The sequence below is a fragment of the Vibrio sp. Hep-1b-8 genome (assembly GCF_006124995.1).
Classification (GTDB): domain Bacteria; phylum Pseudomonadota; class Gammaproteobacteria; order Enterobacterales; family Vibrionaceae; genus Vibrio.
In genome coordinates this window covers 1-1,864 of record NZ_QEWN01000043.1, presented here as the reverse complement: position 1 = coordinate 1,864, position 1,864 = coordinate 1, and the positions used below count along the sequence as shown (strand labels likewise).

At 40.6% G+C, this 1,864-nt stretch carries 2 protein-coding genes; both read right to left on the bottom strand.

Annotation, left to right across the window (positions count from 1 at the left end; translation table 11 throughout):
• Nucleotides 1-846 (bottom strand): hypothetical protein (locus tag DA100_RS07990; RefSeq protein WP_138971694.1); only part of this gene is annotated, 846 nt, incomplete at its 3' end.
• Nucleotides 847-997: 151 nt separating this feature from the next.
• Nucleotides 998-1,864, bottom strand: an 867-nt coding sequence (locus DA100_RS20905; RefSeq protein ID WP_171052169.1) for a hypothetical protein, incomplete at its 5' end; no start/stop codon positions are given.

Below are 1,864 nucleotides of genomic sequence, written 5' to 3'. Positions count from 1 at the left end.
TTCATCATATGCGACCAAATTTCCAAATTTTGCCAAGTTATCTAATAAGATAAGGTTTTCCTCTGCAGTCAGACATATATGATTAAATTCATTCGCCAACTCTATATCGTCAAAGCATAATGAATAAGGAACACCAAGGCTTCCCCAGTTATTTCCTTTTAGCAGCCATTTTTTAGCAAGATTATAATAATAATTTACCTCACTATCGTTTCCTTTAGTTTTGCCTTCTTCTGCATTTATTTTCATATTGTATAAGGATGACGAACTAATATAACTACCAGCATCTTTTCCCTCTTGTAAAATAGCTTCCCCTTCAGCAGTAAATTGTTCACGATAATCACCGATATAGCCGCCATCCGGAGAATTTCTGAAGGCACCAAGATACATATTGGGAATTAACGGATCTTTTCTCGCCCAGGCAAGATAGGCGCGCTTCTTTACTTCATTAAAGCCAGACTCGTCACAGATATCGCGGTACTGTGTAAGCGAGCAGACTCGTTCTTCGCCGTATGTTTCCAACGCATAGGGGTAGCCTTCGATACTCAGCTCGCGCAGGTTTTCAATCGCCTGGTTAATATTTCGACTTGCTAACGCTAAGGAATAGATGTATCGCGCTTCTACATTTCGTTTATCGTTGATATAAGGGCCGAGCTCTTTAGTTACTGTTGAAAAAATCCCTTGGCTCATACCAAAAATAGCGAAACGCATTTTGCGAATATCTTCTTTAGTCAGATCCGGAGACCAGGCAGCAGAACGTAACTCAGGGAGATATTGAATATCCTCCTCATCCATCGCCCAGCTGACACTTGTTAGCAGCGCCAGTGTGAGTAACCAAATTGACTTCATGATATCTCTCCGAGTAGTTCAAATAGGCGCGAGTAGTCTCCACTACTGGCCGCTTGTTGTATTTGTAATCTTGTTGGCAAGCCGCCTTGTTTCGTTGTGCTGTGAGTCAATAAAATGCCCAGCATTCGCTGGGCATAGAAAGAGTCACGATTTAATTAAACATAGTGCCGACTTTTTCAAAGAAGCCTTTGATTTTCTTATCGTTGAACAGTTTTTCCCAGTTTTCTATGCTCTTTTGGAATCCATGGTAAGCCCAGCCTCTGCCATTATTAAGCTCGATGGCACGGTCATACTTGGCTTTTAATTCAGGCGGTAGCTTATTTTCGTTATCGCCAAAGCGTATATATTCATCTAAGGTAGTTCTAACTTTCATTTCTCGTCGCATTAAGAAGTACATTAGTTCATCATATGCGACCAAATTTCCAAATTTTGCCAAGTTATCTAATAAGATAAGGTTTTCCTCTGCAGTCAGACATATATGATTAAATTCATTCGCCAACTCTATATCGTCAAAGCATAATGAATAAGGAACACCAAGGCTTCCCCAGTTATTTCCTTTTAGCAGCCATTTTTTAGCAAGATTATAATAATAATTTACCTCACTATCGTTTCCTTTAGTTTTGCCTTCTTCTGCATTTATTTTCATATTGTATAAGGATGACGAACTAATATAACTACCAGCATCTTTTCCCTCTTGTAAAATAGCTTCCCCTTCAGCAGTAAATTGTTCACGATAATCACCGATATAGCCGCCATCCGGAGAATTTCTGAAGGCACCAAGATACATATTGGGAATTAACGGATCTTTTCTCGCCCAGGCAAGATAGGCGCGCTTCTTTACTTCATTAAAGCCAGACTCGTCACAGATATCGCGGTACTGTGTAAGCGAGCAGACTCGTTCTTCGCCGTATGTTTCCAACGCATAGGGGTAGCCTTCGATACTCAGCTCGCGCAGGTTTTCAATCGCCTGGTTAATATTTCGACTTGCTAACGCTAAGGAATAGATGTATCGCGCTTC